This is a genomic window from Citrobacter freundii ATCC 8090 = MTCC 1658 = NBRC 12681, assembly GCF_011064845.1.
Lineage (GTDB): Bacteria > Pseudomonadota > Gammaproteobacteria > Enterobacterales > Enterobacteriaceae > Citrobacter > Citrobacter freundii.
Window position 1 is genome coordinate 2,877,003 of the sequence record NZ_CP049015.1, and the last position, 24,486, is coordinate 2,901,488.

At 50.4% G+C, this 24,486-nt stretch carries 39 protein-coding genes; 8 read left to right on the forward strand and 31 right to left on the reverse strand.

Features of this window, described 5'->3' with window-relative positions; translation table 11 throughout:
• Positions 1-9 precede the first annotated feature (9 nt).
• From G4551_RS13910 to G4551_RS14055, 30 genes are all read right to left on the reverse strand, one after another.
• Positions 10-501 carry a phage tail tube protein gene (locus G4551_RS13910; protein ID WP_003841711.1) on the reverse strand — a complete coding sequence of 164 codons (492 nt, stop codon included), beginning with the start codon at positions 499-501 and terminating at the stop codon, positions 10-12.
• Between the two features lie 59 nt (positions 502-560).
• Positions 561-926, reverse strand: coding sequence for a tail completion protein gp17 (gene gp17 / locus G4551_RS13915; protein WP_003841715.1), 366 nt, complete (start codon positions 924-926; stop codon positions 561-563).
• Complete coding sequence (locus G4551_RS13920; RefSeq protein ID WP_003841717.1) at positions 923-1,462, reverse strand: HK97-gp10 family putative phage morphogenesis protein; 540 nt, start codon at positions 1,460-1,462, stop codon at positions 923-925. Before G4551_RS13920 ends, gp17 begins: the two co-directional genes overlap by 4 nt.
• Entirely contained in the window at positions 1,455-1,787 is a 333-nt protein-coding gene (locus G4551_RS13925) for a phage head closure protein (protein WP_003841719.1), read from the reverse strand. Before G4551_RS13925 ends, G4551_RS13920 begins: the two co-directional genes overlap by 8 nt.
• Position 1,788: 1 nt before the next feature.
• Positions 1,789-2,001 (reverse strand): uS7 family ribosomal protein, encoded by a 213-nt coding sequence (locus G4551_RS13930; protein WP_003841720.1) that lies wholly within the window; start codon positions 1,999-2,001, stop codon positions 1,789-1,791.
• Between the two features lie 69 nt (positions 2,002-2,070).
• Positions 2,071-2,388: a head-tail connector protein gene (locus tag G4551_RS13935; protein WP_003841722.1), complete on the reverse strand. Its 318-nt coding sequence runs from the start codon at positions 2,386-2,388 to the stop codon at positions 2,071-2,073.
• 77 nt (positions 2,389-2,465) lie between these two features.
• Positions 2,466-3,704, reverse strand: a complete 1,239-nt coding sequence (locus G4551_RS13940; RefSeq protein ID WP_003841724.1) for a phage major capsid protein — start codon at positions 3,702-3,704, stop codon at positions 2,466-2,468.
• A 9-nt stretch (positions 3,705-3,713) separates the two neighbouring features.
• Positions 3,714-4,313 (reverse strand): HK97 family phage prohead protease, encoded by a 600-nt coding sequence (locus tag G4551_RS13945; RefSeq protein WP_003841726.1) that lies wholly within the window; start codon positions 4,311-4,313, stop codon positions 3,714-3,716.
• The gene (locus tag G4551_RS13950) at positions 4,306-5,532 is read right to left on the reverse strand and encodes a phage portal protein (RefSeq protein WP_003841728.1); all 1,227 of its coding nucleotides are present in this window, start codon (positions 5,530-5,532) and stop codon (positions 4,306-4,308) included. The genes G4551_RS13945 and G4551_RS13950 overlap by 8 nt, the downstream gene beginning before the upstream one ends.
• The gene (locus G4551_RS13955; protein WP_162138603.1) at positions 5,522-5,671 is read right to left on the reverse strand and encodes a hypothetical protein; all 150 of its coding nucleotides are present in this window, start codon (positions 5,669-5,671) and stop codon (positions 5,522-5,524) included. The genes G4551_RS13950 and G4551_RS13955 overlap by 11 nt, the downstream gene beginning before the upstream one ends.
• Before the next feature lie 8 nt (positions 5,672-5,679).
• Positions 5,680-7,437: a terminase large subunit gene (locus tag G4551_RS13960; RefSeq protein ID WP_003841731.1), complete on the reverse strand. Its 1,758-nt coding sequence runs from the start codon at positions 7,435-7,437 to the stop codon at positions 5,680-5,682.
• Complete coding sequence (locus tag G4551_RS13965; RefSeq protein WP_003841734.1) at positions 7,437-7,934, reverse strand: phage terminase small subunit P27 family; 498 nt, start codon at positions 7,932-7,934, stop codon at positions 7,437-7,439. Before G4551_RS13965 ends, G4551_RS13960 begins: the two co-directional genes overlap by 1 nt.
• 156 nt (positions 7,935-8,090) lie before the next feature.
• Complete coding sequence (locus G4551_RS13970; protein WP_003841739.1) at positions 8,091-8,441, reverse strand: HNH endonuclease; 351 nt, start codon at positions 8,439-8,441, stop codon at positions 8,091-8,093.
• Positions 8,429-8,644 (reverse strand): hypothetical protein, encoded by a 216-nt coding sequence (locus tag G4551_RS13975; RefSeq protein ID WP_155267876.1) that lies wholly within the window; start codon positions 8,642-8,644, stop codon positions 8,429-8,431. Before G4551_RS13975 ends, G4551_RS13970 begins: the two co-directional genes overlap by 13 nt.
• Before the next feature lie 155 nt (positions 8,645-8,799).
• The gene (locus G4551_RS13980) at positions 8,800-9,033 is read right to left on the reverse strand and encodes a hypothetical protein (RefSeq protein ID WP_003841743.1); all 234 of its coding nucleotides are present in this window, start codon (positions 9,031-9,033) and stop codon (positions 8,800-8,802) included.
• A gap of 363 nt (positions 9,034-9,396) precedes the next feature.
• The gene (locus G4551_RS13985) at positions 9,397-9,600 is read right to left on the reverse strand and encodes a hypothetical protein (RefSeq protein ID WP_003839237.1); all 204 of its coding nucleotides are present in this window, start codon (positions 9,598-9,600) and stop codon (positions 9,397-9,399) included.
• Between the two features lie 473 nt (positions 9,601-10,073).
• Positions 10,074-10,589, reverse strand: a complete 516-nt coding sequence (locus G4551_RS13990; RefSeq protein ID WP_003839236.1) for a DUF2514 domain-containing protein — start codon at positions 10,587-10,589, stop codon at positions 10,074-10,076.
• Positions 10,586-11,134, reverse strand: coding sequence for a lysozyme (locus G4551_RS13995; RefSeq protein WP_008322460.1), 549 nt, complete (start codon positions 11,132-11,134; stop codon positions 10,586-10,588). The genes G4551_RS13990 and G4551_RS13995 overlap by 4 nt, the downstream gene beginning before the upstream one ends.
• On the reverse strand, positions 11,106-11,384 hold the full coding sequence (locus tag G4551_RS14000; protein WP_001568784.1) for a phage holin: 279 nt from the start codon (positions 11,382-11,384) through the stop codon (positions 11,106-11,108). The genes G4551_RS13995 and G4551_RS14000 overlap by 29 nt, the downstream gene beginning before the upstream one ends.
• 444 nt (positions 11,385-11,828) lie before the next feature.
• Complete coding sequence (locus tag G4551_RS14005; RefSeq protein ID WP_000423994.1) at positions 11,829-12,326, reverse strand: hypothetical protein; 498 nt, start codon at positions 12,324-12,326, stop codon at positions 11,829-11,831.
• Positions 12,327-12,477: 151 nt separating this feature from the next.
• On the reverse strand, positions 12,478-13,164 hold the full coding sequence (locus tag G4551_RS14010; protein WP_003839229.1) for a Rha family transcriptional regulator: 687 nt from the start codon (positions 13,162-13,164) through the stop codon (positions 12,478-12,480).
• Positions 13,165-13,433: 269 nt separating this feature from the next.
• The gene (locus tag G4551_RS14015) at positions 13,434-14,123 is read right to left on the reverse strand and encodes a bacteriophage antitermination protein Q (protein WP_003839227.1); all 690 of its coding nucleotides are present in this window, start codon (positions 14,121-14,123) and stop codon (positions 13,434-13,436) included.
• Positions 14,124-14,144: 21 nt separating this feature from the next.
• The gene (locus tag G4551_RS14020; protein ID WP_003839225.1) at positions 14,145-15,140 is read right to left on the reverse strand and encodes a DUF968 domain-containing protein; all 996 of its coding nucleotides are present in this window, start codon (positions 15,138-15,140) and stop codon (positions 14,145-14,147) included.
• Positions 15,137-15,820 (reverse strand): phage regulatory protein/antirepressor Ant, encoded by a 684-nt coding sequence (locus G4551_RS14025; protein ID WP_003839223.1) that lies wholly within the window; start codon positions 15,818-15,820, stop codon positions 15,137-15,139. Before G4551_RS14025 ends, G4551_RS14020 begins: the two co-directional genes overlap by 4 nt.
• A gap of 13 nt (positions 15,821-15,833) precedes the next feature.
• Positions 15,834-16,220: a RusA family crossover junction endodeoxyribonuclease gene (locus G4551_RS14030; RefSeq protein WP_003839221.1), complete on the reverse strand. Its 387-nt coding sequence runs from the start codon at positions 16,218-16,220 to the stop codon at positions 15,834-15,836.
• A 114-nt stretch (positions 16,221-16,334) separates the two neighbouring features.
• Positions 16,335-17,228: a phage N-6-adenine-methyltransferase gene (locus tag G4551_RS14035; protein WP_003839220.1), complete on the reverse strand. Its 894-nt coding sequence runs from the start codon at positions 17,226-17,228 to the stop codon at positions 16,335-16,337.
• The gene (locus G4551_RS14040; RefSeq protein WP_003839217.1) at positions 17,225-18,076 is read right to left on the reverse strand and encodes a conserved phage C-terminal domain-containing protein; all 852 of its coding nucleotides are present in this window, start codon (positions 18,074-18,076) and stop codon (positions 17,225-17,227) included. The genes G4551_RS14035 and G4551_RS14040 overlap by 4 nt, the downstream gene beginning before the upstream one ends.
• The gene (locus G4551_RS14045; protein ID WP_003034732.1) at positions 18,066-18,245 is read right to left on the reverse strand and encodes a DUF4222 domain-containing protein; all 180 of its coding nucleotides are present in this window, start codon (positions 18,243-18,245) and stop codon (positions 18,066-18,068) included. The genes G4551_RS14040 and G4551_RS14045 overlap by 11 nt, the downstream gene beginning before the upstream one ends.
• A 172-nt stretch (positions 18,246-18,417) precedes the next feature.
• Positions 18,418-18,969, reverse strand: coding sequence for a YmfL family putative regulatory protein (locus G4551_RS14050; RefSeq protein WP_003839214.1), 552 nt, complete (start codon positions 18,967-18,969; stop codon positions 18,418-18,420).
• Positions 18,970-18,997: 28 nt separating this feature from the next.
• Entirely contained in the window at positions 18,998-19,240 is a 243-nt protein-coding gene (locus G4551_RS14055; RefSeq protein ID WP_003839211.1) for a helix-turn-helix domain-containing protein, read from the reverse strand.
• Between the two features lie 99 nt (positions 19,241-19,339).
• Between G4551_RS14055 and G4551_RS14060 the strand changes: the two genes are divergently transcribed.
• Positions 19,340-20,050: a LexA family transcriptional regulator gene (locus G4551_RS14060; RefSeq protein WP_003839209.1), complete on the forward strand. Its 711-nt coding sequence runs from the start codon at positions 19,340-19,342 to the stop codon at positions 20,048-20,050.
• A gap of 75 nt (positions 20,051-20,125) precedes the next feature.
• Here G4551_RS14060 and G4551_RS14065 read toward each other — a convergent pair whose 3' ends face one another.
• On the reverse strand, positions 20,126-20,332 hold the full coding sequence (locus G4551_RS14065; RefSeq protein ID WP_003839207.1) for a hypothetical protein: 207 nt from the start codon (positions 20,330-20,332) through the stop codon (positions 20,126-20,128).
• A 652-nt stretch (positions 20,333-20,984) separates the two neighbouring features.
• Here G4551_RS14065 and G4551_RS14070 point away from each other — a divergent pair.
• The 7 genes from G4551_RS14070 to G4551_RS14100 all read left to right on the forward strand — a co-directional run bounded on the left by G4551_RS14070 (position 20,985) and on the right by G4551_RS14100 (position 24,485).
• On the forward strand, positions 20,985-21,356 hold the full coding sequence (locus G4551_RS14070; protein ID WP_001515608.1) for a hypothetical protein: 372 nt from the start codon (positions 20,985-20,987) through the stop codon (positions 21,354-21,356).
• Positions 21,357-21,412: 56 nt separating this feature from the next.
• A complete protein-coding gene (locus tag G4551_RS14075; protein WP_003839202.1) occupies positions 21,413-22,240 on the forward strand; it encodes a YfdQ family protein in 828 nt (275 codons plus the stop codon).
• A gap of 128 nt (positions 22,241-22,368) precedes the next feature.
• Entirely contained in the window at positions 22,369-22,908 is a 540-nt protein-coding gene (locus tag G4551_RS14080) for a hypothetical protein (protein WP_003839201.1), read from the forward strand.
• On the forward strand, positions 22,896-23,072 hold the full coding sequence (locus tag G4551_RS14085; RefSeq protein WP_001253786.1) for a hypothetical protein: 177 nt from the start codon (positions 22,896-22,898) through the stop codon (positions 23,070-23,072). The genes G4551_RS14080 and G4551_RS14085 overlap by 13 nt, the downstream gene beginning before the upstream one ends.
• Complete coding sequence (locus G4551_RS14090) at positions 23,069-23,323, forward strand: hypothetical protein (protein WP_003839198.1); 255 nt, start codon at positions 23,069-23,071, stop codon at positions 23,321-23,323. Before G4551_RS14085 ends, G4551_RS14090 begins: the two co-directional genes overlap by 4 nt.
• Positions 23,320-23,811 (forward strand): hypothetical protein, encoded by a 492-nt coding sequence (locus G4551_RS14095; RefSeq protein ID WP_003839196.1) that lies wholly within the window; start codon positions 23,320-23,322, stop codon positions 23,809-23,811. The genes G4551_RS14090 and G4551_RS14095 overlap by 4 nt, the downstream gene beginning before the upstream one ends.
• Positions 23,808-24,485: an ead/Ea22-like family protein gene (locus G4551_RS14100; protein WP_003839194.1), complete on the forward strand. Its 678-nt coding sequence runs from the start codon at positions 23,808-23,810 to the stop codon at positions 24,483-24,485. The genes G4551_RS14095 and G4551_RS14100 overlap by 4 nt, the downstream gene beginning before the upstream one ends.
• The last annotated feature ends 1 nt before the right edge of the window (position 24,486 follow it).

Below are 24,486 nucleotides of genomic sequence, written 5' to 3' on the forward strand. Positions count from 1 at the left end.
CGCGTTTAATTAACTGCCTGGCTGTTCTTTCGGAATCCATGCCCCCTGGCCGGAGCGCTGAATGGTGGCAGACGTCTGCACGACGGTATTACCCTGGAAGTCAAACGGGAAGTCGGATACATAACCTTTGAACACGTACCAGGTACGATCTGAAGGCAGAGTCAGACCATCAACAGACCCCTCAGAGCTCCCGATTGTTGGTTTAGATTCTCCATCAGCCCATCCGATCGCAAACGTTACGTCGCTTTGATCGTTGGACTCAGCCATATTACTGAGCATCAAATGGCTGGCATTTGCTGGATCAGCGTTCAGAGTGGCCGTTGCCTGTCCTGGTGTACGTAAACCCTTTTTATATTTTCGGGTGTTGCGTTCACTGAGGCACGTATCATCAATCTGATCCGCTGGGCTGCCGCCTGGTGAGAATGCCGTAATACATTCGATTTCGCTCACGACACCATTCGCGAGCACAAAAAGTTGAGTGCCTTGAGTCACTACTGACATAGTCATCTCCGGATATAAAAAAACCGGCTTATAGCCGGTGTGATGTGAGTGGTTTTGAGTTATCGGTTGACCAGCCAGTCAACGTCGAATGAATAGCGGTATTTGAGGGTTACCGGGTCTCTGCCCTGCGCATCCCAGCGGGTAATGTAAGCCTTGCGCTGAATGACATCGCGTAATGCCCGCGCCACAGCAAGAGCATCTTCATCGGTGTCACCGTACACATCCACCTGAATGGAATAACGGTCGATGTCAGGGTTCTGACTCAGGTAATTTTCAGGTTCACCGCCCACGTTCTGCCAGACTGCGTAGGGGTACACCAGAACATCATCAAGCATGCCAAACGGATAAAGCCTTACCGGGTGAGCACCGAGCAACTCTTTTACTTTCGGGTCTGTCGAACAGACGGCAAAAACTGGTGCAATCATGCTGTTGTTCCTTTTTTGGCGGCACGCCTTACTGCGCGATCGATAGCTTTCTCCATTTCTTCTGCGAAAACGCTTATTACTGCGGTGTCAACACCATTCATCGCCGGTCGCAATACAGGCTTTGCGGCGGCATTTTCGGTTCCAAACTCGAGAAAACGCCAGTACCAGGTATCGCCGCCAGGATTGCTTTTATCACCCAGTGTTCTGAACGTTTTCCCAGCCCTGCCTTTCCTGACATTAGCCTTTGTATTTGCATACTGACTGGCGCCGCCCATTACCCCAACACGAAATGCCAGATCACCCGTCCTGCGGAATTGTTTGCTGCTGAAGCTGGCGACGATATTTTTATATATCGCCTCTTTGGTGAGGGGGTCATCAACTCTGGCTGCGTTACTTCTGGCGCGATCCCTGATTATATTCGCAGCCTTACGCAGCGCAGAACGACCAGCTTTATTTCGGGTAACTTCGGAGACAGCCTCCATTTTTCCAAGCAGTGACTCGAGTCCTTTAAGGTTTACTTCAACGCCATCAGCCATCGTTTACCCCCTCTGAACAAGGAAGCGTAAGATATTCACGCCCGCTTTTCGGATCGGGCAAAACACCTTCGATATTGTAGATGCCACCACGAAAAAGAATACGGTGCTTTCGGGTAATACCTGCACGGTAACGAATCGTTATGCGCGTTGTTATTTCGCCCTGTGATGCCTGGGCCGCTATAAACTCTCGTGCTGATAAGGGGGATATTTCGGCCCAGATAGTTGCGATATCGCGCCAGGTATTAATTACAGCTCCCGTTGTAGGGTTCTGTTCTTTTACCGGCTCCTGCAGGATAACCCTGTGACGCAATTTCCCGGCTTGCATATCACCCCCTCGGTCTTTGACTCAAGTAAACTGGTCGCTCATCGCCTAATGAAGTAGTATCAATTTCTTCATTTTCGGCCAGTGACTGGATAATGACATCACACAGAGCTGCGTTTGATTCAGCCAGGCGGCTTATCACTTCCGTCTGTTCTCTCTGAGCTGCGGTCTGTTCCCGCAGCGCCTCTATCAGTTCGTTTGCCAGTTGTTCGTTCATAAGCTATTTTCGCCCACTTTTTTATCCACTCGCGCCGCTGAGCGCACCCGGAACATGACATGAACTACCTCACAGAGGGATAAATTGATAGGGTTCAAGCAACGAGGTAAAGCCAAAAGGGATGCTCATTTTGGCAACATCAGATGCCTCTTCCCTGCTGTTAAACCAGTGCCCGACCAGCAACATCAGCGCCAGCAGAATATCATCGGCAATCTTTAGTCCATCGGGATCGGTATCAGGTACATCGCCTTCATACAATTTACGGTTGATGTAATTCTCTGCCTTTCGCGTAGCAGCGCCGTAGTAGAGCAACAGCATTTCATCTTCCGCTGTATCTTCAGCATCGATCCGACACTGCGCCCTTAGCTTCTCAATCGTTGTGCTCATAGCTTTTCCCTGGCCCGCAGCGAACTGCGGGCACAAAAAAACCGCCGTAGCGGTGGAGTTTACTGCTGATGACTTTCTTAGCCGCCGGACGCCGGTTTACCCACCAGCGCTTTGATGGCTCCGGTGTCTTCCAGCACACAGTCGAAGCGATGGAAGGCCAGGAAGCCAGTCTGATCGTACTCTGCGTAACGCTCCACCAGCCGTTTCAACGTCATGTAGGTTACGCGACGAACGATAAAGCGGTTAAAATCGCCGAAGTAAGCAAATTTGGAACCAGCCGCGATATCAGGAATGGCCTGATCCACAACATACGGCACCTGCAGAACAGTAGCAGGTGCGCCACCGATAATGTTCGGCAACCAAAGAGGACGGCCCTGGCCATCTTCCATTTCTTCCACCAACTGGAGGGTTGCATCGTTAAAGGCAAAGCGAACTTTTGGGCCATTACGATAGGCGGGATCAACAGCATGTTTCAGCGCGTTGAGTTCTTTCCAGGTGAAAGCCGTCGCTGACGCCGTGTTTTTCGTTCCTGTCACTGAAGACGCCAGTCCTTTCGGCTGTAGCGGTGTGCCCGTCCCGGTACCCAGGACCAGGTATTTTGCTTCACCACGGCCAATGCGCGTTGCGATACGTCCGGCAAGAAATGCCTCGATATCGACGCCGCTATCCTGCAGCAATTCATTCGACACGCGGATGATTTTGGAAGAGAGTTTCTTTGCTCCCAGAGTCGCGCCGCCGAAAGACACATCTTCTTCACTGGTTTCGGTGTTTTCGCCAAGCAGTTCACCTTCTTCAGCGGTACCGTCAGAAGTAGCCCAGTCGATATCCTGTCCGTTTGAGGTGTTCAGGATTTGGGCCACACTGGCAATACCACCGTAATCTTTCAGTGCATCGACAATCTTATTGCGGAACTGGGTTGGTACGGTATAACCCCCTTTTTCATCCGGCGTCGTACCCTGAGCACGCAGCTCCTTTAAAGCCTGGCGTTCTTCAGCGCTCATCTCACCAAGACCACGGCGCAAAAACGCGTTAAACGCCGCAGCCCTGCGCTCATTTGCCTGCGCTTCCGGGTTTGCTGGATCACGGTTCTGTTTCTGGCGCTGTTCCGGTTCATTTTCGTCGATATAGTTCTGGTCCTGGCGGCGAAGTTCCTCTTCGCGTGCAATGCGCTCATCCAGGCTGTCAAGTTCAGTTTTAGCCGCCTGCCATTGGGTACGCTGCTCATCAGTCCATGCCGTATCGCCAATTTTGTCATGCAGGGCACGCATATCTTTGGCGATAGTGTTACGTTTTTGCTTCATTTCATGCAGTTTCATAGTATTTCCTTACGCGTTAAGAAGGGTCAGCAGGCGCTCACGCGCCATTCGTTGATTAATGGCGTTATGTAGCGCACCACTGTCGCGCGCCTCCTGCCAGGCTTTCATCGATCGGACGCCGGAATCGGCCTCCTGGTATGCGGGATAGGTCACCGGACTGACGTCAAACAACCGGGAAAACTTCGATATTTCACGAATAACCACCCCTTCGTCGTCCTCGTACCAGTGTTCACCGTCGCGGGCGACACGAAAGGCAAAGGACGACTGGTTAATGTCACCGCGAAGCATTGGTGCCAGCACCAGATCACGGATGGTTTGCGTATCCGGCGCGGTAATGTCGTAACGCAGGCCACGATCATCGACAGCGAGTGACAGCGTTCCGGCGGCGCTACGTCCGAGAATAAAATTGGGGTCATGGTTAAACAGCCCGCGAACATCATCGTTCAGCACGTCGTCAAAAGCTCCGGGCTTGATGATTTCGCGAAACCCCCAGAGTGGTTCGGAACGACTGTTAAACACCGATCCGTAACCCAGAATGCGGGTGGGTTCATCAGTGTGTTGTTCCGCGCGAACCTCCCCGCTATAGCAGCGCGTTTCACGGTCATTCATTGGTTTTTTCCTCGTCGGTTTTTGGCGTCTTAAAATCGTCTGCCGGGTTAGCCGCATTCACGCTTACCAGCATTTCATCCAGGCCGTCTACCGGGTTCATATCTTCGAAGGCTCGGGCCTCATTGCGGCTCATCCAGCCGTCAGTAATCGCAAAGTGGTAGAACTGAGCACGCTCCTGTGGAGTTCCCCGAAGTAAGCCAGTCAGGTTGAACCGGACGTAATATCCGGCGGCCAGTTCAGCACGGGTAAACAGGCGGCGGTTAAGCTCCTGCTCCCAGTTCGTCACCCACGGCATGATTGTGTAGCGGACAAACTGAATGGCCTGCTGCGTAATGTTTGAGAACGTGGCTTTTTCGAGATCGTTAATCATGTGTGCCGGCACGTTGAATATTCCGGCAATCATTGACCGGTTCAGCTTCGACATATCAATGATTTGGGCATCGACCGGGGAAACAGTGAGCGCTTTGTAATCCAGTTCTGCCGGGAGAAGCATCGTTTTATTCTCCTGGCTGCGCAAAGCAGCTGTAGCTTTTTGCCACATGCTTTTTAAACGCCCCCAACTTTCTTCGTTCAGGGCGCTTTTCACCGAAATAATGCCTGCGGGTCGCGCATTACCGTTAAAGAATGAACTGGTATATTTCTGCCCGCTCATCCCCATACCGATCGTCTCGGCATGCTGCATGATCGGGCTGAGTCCCATTTTCTGGTTATTTCCCAGCGCCCTGATATGCACCATATCGTCAGGGTTTATAGCAAACGCGCCTTCTTCGTTGTAAACCCCATAGGTGTAACGACCACCGGTGTTGAGTAACGTGGTTTCCCACGGCATACAGCATTCCAGGCCGGAAACCTCACCGCGCCGGGAACGTTTTACCCATGTATAACCATTACCCCAGCCCAAAATATGACGCTGTTTTAACTCACGCCATTTATAGCTGGTCTGCCACACATTGGGTTCATCGTGCACCAGGTAGAACACCGGATGATCGCGTGCTGCTTCAACCTTGTTATTGGTTTTCCGCATCACATGCAGCGGCATCTGTGCAATATTTGAGGAAATAACATAAATACAGGCGTATACAGCCGCCAGTTTCATCGCAGTTTCGGGGCTGACAAAAACATCGCGGGCAAAAATATTGTCCGTTTCTGCTGATTCTCCCGTGATTGGTGTAGAAGGATTCTCCAGTGGTTCATTGCGAAACAGGGCATCAAGCAGCATTTTTCCCCCTCATTGCGACCACCAGCGCATAAAGCAGAAGCAAACTACCGGACATCATCAGAGATGAAGCCAGACCGAACTGGAGATATACGCCAGCAGCGAGCGAACCGAACCCTGCCAGCCCGATAGCATCAGTCATTAATGTTTTCATAGAATTAAAAGATCTTCGTCAGGGTCGAGTGTGGACAGGAAATCAGCTTCACCACCACCGTTAACCAGCATTCTGCTCATCGCAGTAAATAGCGCAGCGGGACCGTCTATTTTTGCTTCGGGTGTGGATTTGTTCGGAAAGATATTGTCGTTTTTGTCAGGCTTGACGGTGACGTTAGACATCATCCAGTTCATAACCGGATGATTGCTGTGATGAAAACGCCCGCCATAAACCAGAGACTCCACCTCTTTCATTGACTCAGAAAAGTTTCTGACCGTCTGCGGAACCTCCACCAGCGGCACACCTTCTTCTGCCAGAGCCAGGCTAAACTGCGTCGCGCTCCAGGGGTCAAATCCGGTTTCCTTCAGGTTTTCGCCACTAATCCATTCCAGAAAATCAGCTTTAATCTGCGCATGATCGATAACATCACCATCGGTCAGCTCCAGCTTCCCAAGCTCAGCCCATTTGCGATACATCTGCGCCATTTGAGCGGAACATTTTTCCAGCCGCCCTTCGGGTAACCAGAATTTAAAGTCTGCATGCGCGTGACCGTTGTCTGCCCGCCAGAGTTTTACTGCTGCGCAAATATCAATCTTGTGGGCCAGATCCACGCCAGCCCACATCGGGTAGGTTTTCAGCTCATGACGGGGGGCTATAAACTCACATTTTTCCCACTTAATCATGTCCATCCAGGCTGACTCAGCGGTCACCCAGATATTCATGTGTTTGGTGAAAAAGTTAACCCTTGCGGAAACCTGTTCTTTGGCTTTCTTAGCCAGACGGCGAAGGTCATCCCAGCGCTTACAGATTCCGAGTCCGGGGTTAGCCTTTTGCCAGACCGTTTCATCAAACGGATCATCATCCTTATCCAGCGTGAATATAATGGCGAAAAAGGTATCATCCTTAACCGCGCCTTCCACTTCGCTGTTATAGCCACGCAGCACCTTAATGGCATAATCGCGCAGCTCGTAACAAATTCCTTCTTTGTTAAACCCGGCTGTCGTTATGCCAAACAGAAGTGACTGCAATCGTGCGCCGGTTGCAGTTTCCAGAACGTCCCAGACATCACGGGTTTTATGCGCATGAAGTTCGTCGACGATGCCACAATGGATATTGAGGCCATCCAGATTGTTGGCATCAGAAGAAAGTGGTTCAAACTTGGATGCTGTCTGCTCCTGGTAAATCGCCAGTTTATTAAATTCAAACAGTCGCCCCAGTGTGGTTTTTGCTTTTTTAATCATGTTTTTCGCATCTTCAAAAACGATGCGAGCCTGATCCCGCGTTGTCGCTGCGGAATAAACCTCTGCCCCGCCCTCACCATCGGCGCCAGCCATATAAAGACCAACGCCAGAAGATAATGTCGACTTGGCGTTTTTACGGGCTACCTCGTTATATGCTGTGCGAAACCTGCGGACCATCACCGGACGACCGCTGCCATCATTACGCAGCACAACTTCGCCTGTTTCTTCATTTACCAGGGGAATAACAAACCCGAAAATGTTGATCAGAATGAAAACATGCCAGTCCATCAGCTCAATCGGCTGGCCTGCCAGTGCTCCTTTAACATGAGGCACGAATTTATAAAAATTGAGGATATGTTGTGCGCGGGGTTCGCTGAAATAGATGCCACGTTCTTCACCGTGCTTCAGATCATCAAGAAATCGCTGACAGGAAAGACGGACAAATTCACAGGCAATAACCTCCCCGGCAACGACGCGTTCGGCGTAACGTATGCCATCAGTAACTTTTGCCATCAGTCCCTCGAATTTAGAAATTGACTTAACAGATCATCATCGTCTGGTTTGTCTTTACTGACCTTAGACCTGCTGGAAGGAGTCATACCAAACTCCGCTAACATCGCGCGAAGTCGCTTCCAGGCATCAGCTTTCATCATGGCTGCCGGATGCGGCTTGATCATGCGTATTTCACGTTCTTTCCCTTCATCAGCATCATCATCGCTGTATACCGCATAGGTATAACCTTCCCGATCCAGCGTTTCACAATGATGGCGGTATTCCGTATATGCCTCTACCAGCAACTCCAGAGCCCTGGCATCCAACTGAGATATGACGCCAATGGCGTCAAGTTCTTCGGCCATCCGCTTAAACCAGTATTTCCCCTGCTTGTCGAAATGCTTGGGAACTGGGGGGACCCCTTTAGGTGGTTGCGGCTCGTTTTTGTTGATTGGTCGTTTGGAAGGGTTCCCCCTCACCAAACGCAGATGGGTAGGGGTTTTCGGCGGTCCTGACATAATCGAAAACTCCTATTAATCATCGGCTGGGGGACCCCAAAAAAAGTTTTCTAACCTGCGGCGATGTGAAGAAAGGCTAGGCGGCGGTCCTTTGGGCTCTCGGCTACAGGGATTTGACCTCCCCCTCCCCTCCATGCCCATTGATGATAATTACTATCATTTGAAGCGCTCGCGCCCTGTTTTCGAGCGGTGGCAAGGCCAGCACAGGCTTTCAAGGTTCGAATCATCATCGGTCCCCCCATGCGCCTTAGCCTTGATATGATCTACGGTTGTGGCCGCAACAGCGCGACCAGTACGCAGGCAGTTCTGACACAGATGATTATCACGCTTCATGATGCGGGCACGCTTGATATCCCACTTGCTACCGTAACCACGTTCATGGCGACTCTTACCTTGTTGGTGCTGCTGCCAGCCTTCGTTTCGATGTTGCTCGCAGTAGCCAGAGCGATCAGTTGTCGTACCAGGGCAACCACGCTTGCGACAGGCACGGGGGATTAATGCTGGCATGGTTCACCATTACGCAAATCAATAGTGATTTGGTTTTCAGCGCGGTTTTTATCAAGATTAAATACCGCTGTAACGGTGGGGAGTTCTCTACACTGAGTATCTATAACCGTCGATACCTGGTTATCAAGAAGCTGTCCATTCACAGCAATTCCATAACCCATGAAGCGCTCTCCGCGATACAGCTTAGCAAGCTGAAACTTCATAACTATTTCCTTTTTGGTGCGAGACTGTTGCACGGCAAAGCCGCCAAGAGTTAACTGATTACACGGGCTCACTACTGAAAGACTCTCATTGATGTATGCGTGTGATGCGCATAAAAAAGCCCCGCATATGCGAGGCATCATCACTTTTAGAAAAACTACCAACAAACTTCCTTTATACCATTGATAATTTCTTCATCACTTAAGTCGTATTGTAGTCGAGCAATTAAATATTCGTTTTCACCATAAGAGAATGTTTCAATCGGAATACTCACTCCCCCAGGGTTGCCCATAGGGTCAGTTCCATTACATTCGTAAAAATTTGTCTGTTGCTTCAATCTAACGATTTCCGGCTCTTTTCCGGGGAGTAAAACTAGTACTTGTTTATACATTATTATCTCCTCTGCAATTTAGAGGAAACATTATCACAGGCACTCAGTGAATGCCTGTTGTAATGCCAATCCAGTCGAGCTTAAGTGTTTAGTTGATTCAGAGTATTCAAGCAGTCTAGTACACTAGACTGCTGCTTCTACCTGCTGTGCGAGCATTAGGCACTCCAATTGGAAGATGATTCATGTGCTGTTCTAGTGATCGCTTCAGAACGTCGGCACGGTTATGTGTTGTTATAGCAATGCCGATGCGGGCCACTGAATTGCAGGTAGGCGCATACGGGACACCGTCGATAGTGACCTGCATAGAAGCTCCAATAAAAAAGCCCCGCTTTCGCGAGGCTTATTCGATGTGATGGCTGAGTATCATGCGTCTTTTTTGATTACCACTTCTTGTGGTCTCATCTGCTGGATAGCACGACAGATGCAATATGGGATTACCGCCCACGCAACGCCCATTGCTGCACCAGCAGCCTGCTGAGGCGCACTAACAGCACCGAACACCCCGATAATTCCCTGCACAAACCCAATAACTCCGCAAATAATGCATACAACCCAGAGAAATTTCATTACCAAAACTCCTTTTATCAAAGAGCCACCATGATAACCCCATGAATTATTTAGTAAAGCATGATCGCAGACACTCAGTGAATGCCTGTGGGGCTGATTAACACAGCTTCGTTCAAACGAAGCGAAACCATTTCCATATCTCCTGTAATGAATCTTTTAAAGAGTCGCAATCTTTACGACTCACTAATGGGAAGACCTATTAGGCCCTACAATAGATGACTGAAATCCTCAGCCATCTCCACAATTTTGGTTTGAAGGAGATACAATATGATAGACACTACTCTAATTGACTTTCTTAACGCACTTTCCCCTTATGCGACTCCCATAATCGGGTTCCTTATGCACTGGGCGAAACTTGAATTGCAAAAGCGATATACCAGTAAAAAATTAAAGTAATCGTTACCCCAAGCACCTTAAGTTTTTCCCTCTTCTCGTCAATCCTACCATCAAGCACAGCCACTGCACGTGGGTGTTCATCGTGTAACCCTGTTGTTATTCGAATGTCTCACCGAGTCGTAAACACGCTCACATGTCATTCCAGCCCGGTAGCTTTCGTCAGATCGCTCAGCATAATATCGAGCTTCTTCTGCAAGGCGTCCGAGCATGTCGGCGAGCACTGCGGCGTCGGCTCCGGCTGTTTTGCTTCTGACGGCAGCGGCAAGATTTGCGGTGTGCTTTGCGGCGTCCAAGCGGGTGGCAAGCTTTGTTGCTTCGGTGCGCAGCTGGCTAACAGTGGCAGACAGGCCAGCAGCAGTGGCAGCAGATTTAGCGGCTTGTGCTTGTGCATCTTTTACAGCCTCATCACGGGCAATAATTCGCCCTTGTTCAATCATGCGAGCTGCGGTCTGTGCGTTCGCTGTCTGCGATGATTCCGCGCTATCACGTTCCGCCCACTTCTTTTCCCAACCACGGTTACTCCATACGTTTCCTGCGATGAATGCGACGGCCACCAGCAACGAAATGGCAATGAACTGATAGCGCAGGCTCACTGGTCTAGCCCCCAGCACGTCAGCGCGCTTTCCTGGTCTCGTCGTTCAACCTGCCCATAGCAACCATTCTTCTGGCCTTTGGTCAGACGACAATCGCGGCCACCATCTTTAATCCACCAGCGAATAGCTTCACATGCGCCTTTACGGTCGCCAGCATTAATTCGCTTATAGAACGTAGACGGGAAACATTTCCCGGGGCCGATGTTATAGGGGCAGAAAGATGCGATCCCGGCTTTCTGTGGTTCGGTCAGTGGTACTTTGATATTTCGGTCAACCCACGCCAGCGCCTTGTCGCGTTCAATGGCATTCACCTGGGCACATTTCTCAGCTGACAACTTCATACCCTGAACTACCGGCTTGCCATCAACCATCGTGGCGCCACGGCAAATCGTCCAGAGCCCACCGCCGTCTCGATACGCCTGCTCGCTATTACCCTCCTTCTCATCCAGAAACTGATCGAGAATAACTGGCGCGGATGCCCCGGCAAGAATCAAACCAACGACCGCTGCGCTCAGCTTATTCCTCAGCTTTTGTGGCATAGCCATTGCGACGATCCTCCCGTTCCTTCCAGCGGAAATACCAGTTCACTGCACAGGTGATTACCGTACATGCGATACCGACAATAATTGCCCAGTCGCTCAGGCTTAACCCTGCAATTCTGTCGGCCAACATCCAGGACACCTCTTTTGCTGTTTTAGCTGTTTCGGCGTATGCCTTCGCTGATACACCGCAGCCGGTCAGCGTGGTTCCTGTTCCATATGAAAGTCTGCTGTAAATGGTGCTCATTCTGGTCATAGCCTCACCTCCGACTTTTCGGATGGCGCTGTGTGTGATGAAAAGGTCAGGCTTCACGGGCTGGATTTATCAACAAAGCACGTAGCGGATGATTCCCGTGAGCCTGAAATAGAAAAGGCCACGCAAATGCGCAGCCTGTAACCAGAAATCAATATTGTCTTTACATCAATTTTTCTTAAGGTTAAATTCTTCTGACAAGTTGATGAAAGACAACTTGAATATTAGCTATTTGTTCTCTGTTATGCCCGCAACCCAATGCGGGCTTTTTTTCGCCCTGCTAAAAGTTCCACCGTTGTGAGCCTTTTTGCTATGCAATAATGGATGCGTGGTGCCGGGTGTCTCCCGGTGATCCTTTGGCTGACAACCCATGCCTCACGAACATTTCACAACGGGATATAGAAAAGGCCATGCATTTGCATAGCCCTGAAAGATGTTTATGCTTTATTAATTCGCTGGAATATCTGGCATGGCGCGATCCATAGAAGAGCTAATTAACGCCTTAATAGCGTTGCATACCTGATAAAATCCACCCAGCTGAGATGAGACAGAAAAACGGGAGACGTCGTCTCCTGAGCCTACTTCAGCATAAAATGATGAGTTCTCATACCAGAGTGAGATGCTTACGCCCTGCCTGTAGCCACCTGTTAGCGGAGAATCATCAAGAGTGGTTGCAATCACGAAATTCAAGTGGTAACGGCTGTCCATATTGAGTTGGGGGATTAAGACAGGAAAGAACTTCCCCTCCTCCTCCCAAATACCAATGTCCACATAAGGCCATCTTGTTCCGTCAGAACCAGTCCACTCACGAGATGTAAGATCAAGAGAACCTGAATACTCTCGTAGTAGTTCGCTCGCCTTCTCCTGAAGTTTATCCTGTAACTTCCATTGCGCCTCGACCAGTTTAGTGCGTTTTTCTTTCAGATCCTTAAATGTTAATTCCATGCCACTCTCCAGACAACTTTTGAAAGGAATCTGCATAGTAACTCACCCTGAAAGCACATGGTTATATTTCACTTACACTGAGTGCGAAAAGCAAAAACCCCGCCGAATGGCAGGGTTCCAATGATTAGGCTGTGTGTCGAAGTGACGCTCATTACGCTGCTAAACTGTGCTGTTCTTCAATCAGCGGCTGGCGATGATTGCGATCAAATACACCCTTTAGCGCCTCTTTGCGCTGCTCAAAGTCCCAGCCCATGCCAATGAAAACTGTATTGGCCCGCTGCAACTCAGTTACGCAGTGGATCTGCTCCGGCGTCAGGTAGTCACGGATGTTCTCTTTTTTGTCGAGGTCGTGGTAAACACGAAATTTTGCCGCCGTCATACCGAGCGCGATGCGGTTAATCAAATCGGCTTCGTTGCTGAAGTGGTAAGGCTTGATTTCTTTACCCTGCACTTCACGCTCATGCTTAATGGCATCGCTCATCGGGCGATATTCCAGACGGGCGGTGTTGCGATCCATTTTTTTGCCCGCCAGAGCGCCACGCATGCGGAAGAACTCAGCAACCAGTTTCTTTTTGAACTTGCGGACAACATCGTTATTACGCATGTAGGTGATCAGTAGAGTGGTTTGCTGTTCATTCAGTAGCGCCACTCGACGCTTTTGAAGACCACCGTCAGTTTGAATGGTTCGGATTTCAAATCCGACCCTTCCAAATTCTTCAAGATCAGCCTTGTTACGGTCCACTAACTTAATGACGGTGTCATGATCACGCCCAACCCCGTCAGCAATAGAGACAGTGCTGGTTACAAGGTCGAGTTTTTTAATTTCAACTAATTGCATGGCGTTTACCTTACTTTGAGATGAACCTTTGCCGCACAGGAAATCAGCCCGTCGAGGCTCGCCAGCGCTAACCGACTTCCTCAAAGGCTCATTTCAAATGGATTGGTTCGACGTGATGGATGCGCGGGCGGTGCGCAGGAAATGCGGATACAAAAAAACCCGCTCACTGGCGGGTTTATAAAACTTTGGCAACATATCAAATATGCTTCAAATATGGCTTATTTTGTTGCATTTTGCAAGCGCGTTTGAAGGAGATAGTGAAATTTACTTCACATTTCTGCCACTTTGACGGCTTCTTCTTCCTCATAGTATTCAAGAGCCATGGCCAACGCAGATTCATCAAGCTGGGTAAAAGCGGCCTTTAACCCAGCCCAGTGCCCTGAATAGACGCGCAACCACGTCGAACGGTCAACGCTAACCATACGGGCCAGCGCCGCGCCAGCGTAGTCTTTATAGGTTTCATTGTTTCGGGTTGCGGCAATTTCCTGCCCTGCCAGCCATACCAGGCCTATCAGTTTCTTCACTACGCGCTCCTGAAGCGTGTTTTCACCCAGGCATTTCTGATAAGTTTTCCAGACGTATTCACACATCATCACCTGGTGCTTATAGCTAAGGTCAAAACCGTAGCAGTACCGCAACCAGGCCTGCTGGTATCCACTAAGCGCGGACACTGCCCTACGCCACGGCGCGGACTCAAATTCCGCATCTTTTATCGGCGGCATTGGCCTGCGGCGGCTGCGTGTTTCCAGCACATACAGTGGCGCGGAAAGCGAGTTAACAAAGCGTGGCCCCTTCTCTCCCTCAAGTTCGACGAGATGAATTCCACGGCGCGGGGTGGCATTTTTGTCTGCTGGTGGGTGTTCACTGAAAGCCTCAAGCTGCCCTTTTGTTCCCCCAGAGAGGTCAGGTAGCGCGCGGCGCAATTCTATTCTTACAAAATTCAGGTCTTGCTGATTCATGCTTCTTTGCGCTCCATACACTTAAGCTTTCGCAATTACGCCGATCGCCAGCGCCCGATCCATAAAACGCAGTAGCAGCTCAAGCTGCGTACCATGCTTCTGCTCGAATGCTGGTACATCGGCGTGTAACTCGTCGTGGCACTCTCTGCACAGAGGGATCACGAAGAGGTCATGGGCTTTTGTTGCTGTACCACCCATACCGTGCCCTACGATATGGTGCGGATCATCTGCTGGCCGTCGGCAACACTCACAGGGTTGTGTTTTTACCCAGCGGGTGTAAGTCTCATTTATCCAGCGGCGTCGCTTTGGCCTGAGCATGAAAGATTCTGGAGATTCCGGATCAACAGAGAGCGTGAGGATCTTCTTCGCCTTCTCCTGCACGAGGCTGGTTGCAGAAGCGGAAGGTACAATGTCGCTTTCCCTCATGACCGAGCGGATCTTCTCATCCGGAAGGCGTAGCCCCTTGTGCGCAACGCTTTCCGGAATAACATCAGCCAGGTCGTTTCTGACCATCCACCAGCACAGTTCCGGAAGCGTCAGGATATGCGACTCGGGAAAACCAGAATCACGCAGAATGACTTCCAGAATCCAGGATACCAGGTTTCCTGCCGCTATACCTGCAAGCTGTTCGGTATGCTGCCCCGACAAAGTGTGATCGCAATGCCAGCACAGGCGAATACTTCCTGGTGGGTGCCGCATTGTTGTGAAGTTCTTGTCGTGCCACGTTGAATGTGGCCACTGGCATTCAAACCGATTACTCAGCCATTGCTCAAGGGAAGGAAGCCCGCCGGCACGCTGAATAACCCTCTCATTCTCGAAGACCTGACGCATTACCGGATCATCAGCCAGCGGCTGAATGGCTGCCGGAACAGCCCCGGTACTGAATGACGCCATTTCTTCTGGTTCAGGCTCGAGCAGAACGCGACCACGCATGAAGAGGTGCATCAGCTCCGCACCAGGACGGAACAGCACAATCCCCATACGATGGGCGATCTCGGGGGTAAGCAGAGCTTTCACGCGACCTGCCCCCTGGCAATGTGTTCTGCCCACAGTCCACCAATCCAGCGCACGCCTTTCGGCGTGAAGCGTGCCTGGCTGAATGCATGGTTTGAGGTTACGGATGTGCCGGTTTTCACTTCAAAACGGCCCGCATCAATATGCTGATGCCGTGGGGTCATCGTTCCGCCAAGGCGATACATGATGTCCTTCTCAAGGAGGAATAGCCGCAGATCAGGCTCTTTGGCCTTAAGCAGTTTTGCCACCTGGCGGAATGACATTGACCCACTGGCTGTACAGTACCGATCAACAAACTCTACCTTCGGCGCCGCGGCAGCCAGTTCGTTAGTCAACTGCTGTTTTTGTTCTGCAAGGTCAGCTGCAAGACGTAGGGCTTCAGAGAATGATTGAGGAATCGTCTGCTGCTGTGCCTGCTCAAGCTCCTGCCAGCGATCAACCAGACGCGCGGTAAACTCCGGCGACAGCTGCGCGACAACGATATAACTGTCCCGCTTCCCTATCAGATAAACCGATACCGACTGATTGAGATGATTTCTAACTTCCCCCATTGGGGGGAGTTCAATAACACCGCGCTCTGCCAGGCGCTCAATGGACCGTTTAACATGGTCATGTCTTGATTCCACCAGCTCAGCAATATCGCTGCTGGACATGGTTAACGCTGTTGTTGCTAACTGGCTCATACTTTTCTCCATATCAGGCGGCTGCACCCGCCGGTTCATATCTGCTGATTGTTATCTCTACCCGACCTTTCGGCACAACGGGTCCCCATTCCACCAGCATGCGCTTAATCTGGCTGTCGTCTTCCCAGACACCCGCATGCGTCAGCGCGTCAAACAGGGCTTTGTTGTAATTATCGATATCCCGGCGGCGCGCATCCGGCGGGTACAGAGTGATTTCTACCGCTGCCAGTTCAGTCGATGGCTTCGGGAGACGTCGTAATTGCTCAATGATCGCCACGCAGGCAGCGCTCTGGTATTTACGGCCATCAGCGCTAATGAGGTGACGACCGGCCAGCGGCCCCTTGTTAGGGGCGCGCCAGTAGGTGTTCACGCTGGGTGGAAATGGGAGTATGAGCCTCATTAAAAGCCTCCGTCATAATTCCTGAAACATACCTCAACTTTCCCGCTATAGTGACGAACACGTTGAACAACATCCGAAATAGGCGCTATGCCAGCATGGAGATAAAAGACTGTTTCACGCATGAGTTACCCCCCGCATGCTGTCGACAAGACCTTGCGCAATTGTGATGATTTCGCTGGTGGCCGTTCGTTCCAGCCATAGTTGATTGATATTGGCTTTCAGCTTGTTCTGCTGTGGTTCCTCCAGCATGTCAGCCCCTTCCACCTGGTTAAACACAATACCCACCTCAAGTGGCCAGATGCGTGATTCAACTTCTGGCAATGACAGCGGCACAGCAGCGGGCATTTCACGTGGTTGCACTGCTGGTGGCTGAACCTTCGCGGCGACAAACGTGGCCAGAGCCATAGAAGCACGCCCTTTTGCCTCCAGTTCTGTGCGGTTGATGTAGCTGAACCGCTCACCACGCCATGACTTATCGAATACAGCTATGGCACCGGCAAAAAACGCGCTGGTGGGCTTCTGTTTTTCGTCAGCAGGTACAAACCACACAGGCAGATCGAACCCAATGCGCCCGCGAATGAATACAATGTGATCGGCATCTTCCGGCCACCACGTTTCACTCGGCGCGGCTTTTATCAGGAATACATAGCGACCGCCCTTCTCACGCTGTGCTGCTGCGTAGTTCATGATGTGCGTCATACCAGTGATCGCCTGTTTTTCGTGGTATTGAGAACGGCTATACGGTGGGTTGCCATAACCTGCACCACCCAGTTCAGCCAGACGTTCAGACCAGTCCTGTGTTAGCGCGTTATCTTCGACGGTGTACCATGCCTGGCACTTCGCGTTGTCGTCGTCAGCGAACAAGTCCAGGACTAATGGGCCAAATAGCGCGTTGATCCCCCAGAAAAGCAGATCCGGTGTCCTCCACTGATCTCCAACTTCTTTCAATTCGTGAGCTGGTTTGCTGCGCAGTGCTGCCAGCGCCTGGCAATATTTATTTGGCATCATGAGCGGAACCCCGAATTTTCTGGCAGTGAGTAGTCAACATTTTGGAAGTTTGCGCGGCTGGCTGAGTTAGTCGCCCATTTACCGTTAACGCGTTCAGGTCGCCCAGCGGCAGACCATTTGGTCGCGCTTTGCAGATAACCGGGGAAGTTTTTTGGAATAAACAGAGTTGCCGGGCGGAGGTATTGAGCCTGCTCGCTATCACGCCAATCAGCGTTTTTGTAATCCACCACAAGGCACAGATCATCAACAGTGAACTGTTCCCGCAGACGGGCGCGAATGTTCTCCAGCGACGTGCTGCATACCTGGTAGCGTGAACCAGTTGTCTGGTTCAGGTAAGACAAAACCTGTCTGGCCTGATCAGTAATCACAACCTCAGGGTCTGGTTGCGCCGCAACCGGACAAGAGGGTTTTGAAGTTACTTGTGGATCTTGTGTTGATTTTACTGACGGATCCCCGCCAGATTCTGACGGGTCAAAACCGCCATTTTTGCCAGATTTCGACGGGTCAGTTTTTGATGCTTCAGATTTTGACGTGTCAGAATCTGACAGTTGAGAAAATGCAGCAGCCTGAAGTTTCGCCACATTCAGGCGGTACACGTTCGACGCATTACGGTTTCCATTACGGCGCTGTGTACGCGTGAGCCAGCCATCTTTTTCAAGCTTTGCGATTGCCGTTCTGATAGTGCTCGGCCCTGCGCCAAGCTGGCGAGCAATAGTTTCAATGGACGGCCAGCACACGCCCTCATCGCTGCTGAAATCAGCAAGGCGAGCCATGATCGCGACACTAGACAACTTCATGCCCGACGCCGCGCAACCATCCCATACGTAGCCGGTTAATTTAGTGCTCATGATCGTCCGTTATCTCCCTGAACTTTTGCCTGAAATGCTCAAGTGGGCTGAAGCATTCGTGCGGGTAGCCATCACGCAGATAGATAACGCGCTGTGTTTCTGGCTCCCAGCGGATAACACGGACTGGCACTCCACGGTGGTCTTTGAACCTTCGGTTAAGTTCGCGCACAAGCGTTTTGCCCTCCGGTTGTAGACCCCCACAATTGAAACCGCCCTACTGTGGTTACAAGGAACCCAGCGGTTTGATAATCTGCGTTCATACCGAAACAACGGAGTACCCGAAACCGGGATCATCCTGAGTTGCGGTAGACGGTTAAAAGCCGTTAAACTGATCATGCGGATTATTTCTCCATACTCGAAGAGTTGTTCGCCAAGGCGCCCGGAGCTGCACACTCGCGGGCGTCACTCTTTTCAGCGACACAAAAAACTCGATAAAGAAGCGTTACGTGCTCCTGGAACTTCGCGATAACCTGATAGCTGTTTTCCTCAATCTGAGCACGCTCCTCTGCGTCAATTACCCCATCAGCCGTGGCTTTACGTACAAAATTAGAATGACGGCCTATCCACTCAATGGACTCCATCAGACGCTGGTTGATATCGGCGTTATCCAGATCATCAACATCTGCCAGTGGTACAAATACGCCCTGAGAATGGCGCGCAACGGCATCAGCTATATGAGTTGAGCCACTAGCACGTTGTAAAACCATTGCCCAACCCAGCGGGAATATCTGGTCGCCGTCAACACGAAGGCGGTTAAATAATGCGTTCTCTGTCACACCCAACCATTCCGCGGCCTCGGCATACCCGCCAGGCAGATCGGTAATCGTCTTTTTAATCGCGACCACCAGCCAGGCTGGCTGACGTTCGACTTTCCAAATTGGTTCGTTACCCACGGTTAACCCCTTAATTCTGTGGTTACTTTCATGCCGCTGATTTTTTATGCTCCAGTTCAGGCCAAATCTTTTCCCAATCATCCGGGTGAAGATTTTTTCTACTAACTGAGCCGCCAGATTGTGTTTCGATAGAAACAGATAGAGCAGCTCCCAACTTTTGCTTTTTGCTAATGGCTTTACGCAGGTACTCAAGAGAGGTTTCGCATCGTGCTGCAAATTCTCTCTGTTTTTCGAGCGACAAAGCGTTTAGGTAATTTCTTAACGTTTCCATCACGCCTCCTATGTTTGGAAATTAAATATACCTTTAAGTAAATACATGTCAATACTCACAGGTCATTTACCTTGAAGTAAATTTAAGTAAGATGGAATTATGAAAAATGAATCGCCTGACATCTTCGAGTTGCGACGCCTCAAACTGCAGGAGTTGGTAACTCGCTATAAAACACAGAAAGAGTTTGCTGAAAATGCAGGGCTTGATCCGACTGTTGTCTCTCGGATGCTTTACCCTGTTGGTAAAGCTAATAAGCGGAATATTGGTGAACAGGCGGCTCGTCAGATCGAGGAGGCGCTGAAAATCAGCAGAGGATGGTTGGATGGTCTAGGCCCAACCTCAAATATGGATATTGATGTACCCACCCGCAATATCGACACCTATCGTGTAGAAGTTCTCGATCTTACTGTGAGTGCTGGTCCAGGGTCTTTCATGATTTCTGAGTTTGTTGAGGTTCTACACGCTATTGAGTTCACCACTGAGCACGCTCGTTCACTCTTCGGGAATCGTTCTCAGGATGAAGTTAAAGTAATGACTGTAGATGGCGACAGCATGTGCCCAACCATCCAATCTGGTGACAGGTTGTTTTTCGATATTTCGATAAGAAATTTCAAGGTGGACGGTGTTTATGCGTTCGTTTTCGGACAACACTTCCATGTGAAGCGATTACAAATGCAGGGCTTGCAGCTTGCAGTCCTGTCCGATAATCCAGTGTACAAAGACTGGTATATAACTGAAGAAAATCAGGATCAACTGTATATCATGGGTAAAGCTCTGCTACATGAATCAATAGCTTACAATAAACTGTAGTTGCTATCTTTGGATAGTTGATACAGACCTAACACTTTATGAAATAACATATAACCCGGCCACTGAGCCGGGTTTTTATTGCCCTTTTCTCACCATCGCAGCGGCGTCTCGCAGAACACCTTTGTGGATCACATTTCCCACCGCACGTCGTTTTCTTTCCAAACAATCGACAATCGCATCACGGTTAATAACTACTCCGCCGATTATCAATTCGACAACTGCGCCGCCAATCTCGCCAGCTATGAATGCCGCACGGTCTTCTTCCAGTTCGTCACGTTCCATACCAAGCCCTCTTTGGTGTTTTTTTGAGCATAACACGCATCACCTCCTTAAATAAAATTCAATTAAAAGCAATTAGTTGTCATTAAGGTAAATAAAAATATACCAAAAGGTATTTACACAAAAATTACTCATAGGTATATTCAATTCATCAACAGCGGATAGGCAGGACGCCCACGATGTTGCCGCCGGTGGCATATGAATAACCGGATGATTCGCTGACAGGTGTCTTCGGGAGGGGTAACAGAGACGCGGTCTGATTAACCGCAACTCGTAGTCAAATTCCTATAGCTGGTGGCGATACCCAAGCCAGGAATACCAAAACCAGCAGGAGTGTTAAGGGCAAGGGCTAATCACCCCCTTAGCACCCCGCCCGAAGATACCTACCACCGCGCCTGATGTGGTTAAAAGCAGGCCAAAGCAATAACAAGTAACTCCATGTTCTGGCGGCCCGGTGTTTTCCCACTTGTCCGGTAACCGCCAGCCTTTTTCAGGGCACAACAGAAAAGAGCATCACCGGGCGACGGGCTCATAACCCAATCCACCCGGGCAAAAAGAAAGCGGTCTCTGCAAGCCGCCGACCAATGCAGGTGCCCTTCTCTGTTGTGTATGGAGAAAGTTCGGCGGTTGCAGCCGCCTTAACGAGGGTAAAACCATGAGTAATGACCGCATGACCGTAGTGCCAGATTTTCTTGGCGAACTGGATGCCGGCGTGTTCATGAACAAAATCGCGGCAGCACTTAATACTACCGCGCTTGGCGTTCTGAACAACGGCAACAAAGGCAAAGTAGTCCTCACATTTGATTTTGAGCGTATGGGTAATTCCGTTGAAGAGAAGCGCGTGAAGATCAAGCACAAGCTGAACTACAGCACCCCGACACCGCGTGGTAAAGCCTCCGAAGAGGACACAACCGAAACCCCGATGTGGGTCAACAAAGGCGGGAAGCTAACCATCCTGCAGGAAGATCAGGGTCAGCTGTTCGGGATCACTGGCGCGGTGGATGGAAAGCTTAAAGCGGCACAGTGATCCGCAACAACAAACTCACTGATACCACTTTGATCATCAGTTAATAAGGAATTTTTATGTCTCAGTTAGACAGCGGTACCTTCAAGCAGGTCAAAGACCTGGTTATTTCCGGTTATCACCTGAATGATATTCATGGCCTGGCTTGCCCGACCGCATTACTGCCAGAGGGCACTGGCGTTGAAAGCCTCGAGCGCTTTTCTCTGGAGCGTTTCCGCTTTCGTGGCGCAATGACCACAACCAGTATTGACGACTTCTCACGTTATTCTAAAGGTTACGCCAGCGACAGTGAACCAGCTCGTTGCTTCATTGACGCTGACAACATGACCGCCCGTTCAGTGTTCAACATCGGCACCCTGGATAATCCTGGTCACGCCGATAACGTTGCTTCAATCACCCTGAAGAAAACCGCCCCGTTCCGCGCGTTACTGCAGATCGATGGTCAACGTCTGAAACAAAAGCAAATTGCTGAATGGCTGGAAGACTGGAGCGATTACCTGCTGGCGTTTGATGCTGATGGCAATACGATGCAGATTTCCCAGGCGGCTCAGGCTGTGCGTCGTATCACTATTCAGCAAGCAACACAGCAGGACCATGAAACTGGTGATTTCGCTGGTAAAAAATCGCTGATGCAAAGCGTTGAAGCAAGCAGCAAAGACGTAATGCCTGTAGCGTTCGAGTTCAAATGTGTGCCGTATGAAGGTCTGGGTGAACGCCGCTTTAGCTTGCGTAACAGCCTACTGACCAGCGATGAACCCTGCTTTGTTCTGCGCATCGTCCAACTTGAAGCCCAGGAAGAAGAGATTGCCAACGAATTCCGCGATTTGCTGATCAGCAAGTTCGAAGGTGAATCAGTGGAAACTTTCATCGGTAACTTTAAAGCCTAATTGCTCTGCATTAAATCCCCGGCGCCGCGGGGATTTATTGAAGCGTAATTCCATTAATTATCGCCACCAGGCGAGGGATTCGTGCAACCAAAATCTGCGCGGTGCAGCGCGCCAATATGGAGAAAGACATGAGCTACATTCAGACATTATCCGGCAAACACTTTAATTACCTCGATATCCAACAGGACGATATCGTGATCGAAGATATCGCTACCGCGTTGTCTCATATCTGCCGCTTTGCAGGGCATCTTCCTGAGTTTTACAGCGTCGGCCAACATAGCGTTTTAACCAGCCACCTCGTTCCACAGGAGTTTGCATTAGAAGCCCTGCTTCATGATGCCGCCGAAGCCTACCTGCAGGATATCCCCTCACCGCTTAAGCGCCTGCTTCCGGATTACCAGGCGATCGAAGCTCGCGTGGACGCAGCCATTCGGCAGAAGTTCGGTCTACCAACTGAGCAACACCCAACCGTGAAATATGCCGATCTGGTGATGCTCGCCAGCGAACGCCGCGATTTTGAGATTGACGAAGGTTCCATTTGGCCATGCATCGAGGGAGTTGTCCCAACGGATTTATTCATTATCAACCCAGTTCGTCCAGGCCAGTCATACGGCATGTTCATCAATCGCTTTAACGAGTTGATGGAGCAGCGCCAATGCGCCGCATGAAGGTAAAAGAACTCGTAGCGGAGGCGTTCGCCTCCGTTGCTGAATTGCCACCAAAACATGCGCCGCTTATGCGCGAAGTCGCCACCAGACTGGACGCTACGTTCGCAGCATTAAAAGAGTCTCTGGTGCAACTGGAACAGGAACGTAAAGGTAAAACGCCATGACCGTATTTGAATATCTCCAGGCTCACCCCAACGCCACCAGCGCTGAAATAGCTAAGGGTTTAAACAAAAAAACAGCTTCGATCGCTGGTTCGTTATCGCAACTCTTTACCACTGGCAGGATCGTGAAGTCTGGTGTTCGCAAGGGCATTCCAACATACCGTGTTAACGATATGCCATTTGGGTGCAGTAACAGCCTAACCATGATGTTTAACCAGCTATTGAACAAAGCCAGACAGGGAACCGCGCTATGAGCACTGGAATTGAACTCATGCAGCATGCGCTGGGCATCAGTGAGCGAAACCGCACGCCATACCGTAATTATTTCCTGGCTGGCGAAGGGCATACGGATAACGTGAAGTGGGAAGAGCTGGTATCTGATGGTTTCGCTACCTCCCGTCCCGCGCCTGATTTTGTGGGTGGTGGAACAATTTACCACGTCACAGAAAGAGGTGAAGCAACGGCAATTTCTGCACTGCCAGAGACAAAGAAACGCACTCGATACGAAGAATATCTTGATGCTGATAGCTGCCAGCCCTTCAGTGAATGGTTGTTGGGATATCGACTGCCTGAAGTCGAATACAGCCGTGATGGAAAATGCCGAATGTTTCGCTGCTCATACGACGCGGCTTATGGCTACCCACGACGTGATATTGAAGGTGAGTGGTGCGACACCAAAAAAGCAGCGAAGGCCAGCTACAAAGAAGCGCTGCGCAAATCGAAACTGGAGGCAGCCCAATGACAGCACTCAAAAAACATGCAGAACTGCGCCAATTAGCAGAGAAAGCCACCCAGGGCGAATGGTGGTCTGATGTTGTCGAAACTGACGGCGAATACGGCGAGGGTGAAGACAGAGCGTCTGGATACCACTCATACGCGGTTTACGTCGGTAGCGAGTCATTGCTCGATATGACCAACTCGACGGCAGCGTGCATTCACGAGGAGTGGGATCACGATTACCACATGGCTTGGGATGAGACAGCCAAACGCAACGCAGAATTCATCGCCGCCACTAACCCCACCACCGTCCTGTCGCTGCTGGATGAGAATCTCCAACTACAGCGCGACAAAGATTCTCTTGAAGCAGTTGCGATTGCTATGCGTGACGATATGCGGGATGCGCGTGAAAAGCTGGAAGAACTGGATAATGCCCTCTGCGAACTCCTCCCCGGAACTCAGTACATGGACCCGCCAGATGGTGGAAGTGTTACCCCACTGGAGCAAGTGCGACGGATGGTTGCTGACTATCGGGAGCGTATTGCCATCCTAGAATCGCGAAAGGTATGCGTTCCAAGGATATCTAACGATGAATTCTGGTTAAGTTTTAATAATCGGATTGTATTCCGCGAAGAAACGTATCGCAGCGCGGTAACTAAGGCGATAGAAGACGCTGGCATTGGTGTGAAGGGGGAGTGAG